We start from the raw sequence: 253 nt of genomic DNA, 5'->3' as shown, positions 1-253 counted from the left end.
CGCAGCCCGCCCCAGTAGTGATGGTCCGACAGCAGCACCTTGACCGAGCCCATTTCGGCGCCGCGCCGGAAATCTTCCATGGTCGTGATCACCATGTTGGTCGCGAGCGGCAGGCGCGTGTGCCTGGCGAGTTCCGCCATGCCGGCGAGGCCGGGGCACGGATCTTCGTAATACTCGAGCAGGTCGTCGAGTTCAGGCGCGGCCGCGATACTGGTTTCGAGCGTCCAGTTCGCATTCGGGTCGAGCCGCAGCG

1 protein-coding gene is annotated in these 253 nt (G+C 66.0%); it reads right to left on the bottom strand.

Annotated elements, in window-relative coordinates; genetic code table 11:
* Positions 1-253: enolase C-terminal domain-like protein (locus SB822_RS59110; RefSeq protein ID WP_410859377.1), on the bottom strand; the 253-nt coding region annotated here is incomplete at both ends.

The sequence above is a fragment of the Paraburkholderia sp. SIMBA_054 genome (assembly GCF_046534875.1).
GTDB classification, from domain to species: Bacteria; Pseudomonadota; Gammaproteobacteria; order Burkholderiales; family Burkholderiaceae; genus Paraburkholderia; species Paraburkholderia hospita.
Note: the sequence above shows the minus strand (reverse complement) of the source record. Positions and strands in the feature narration are given on the sequence as shown.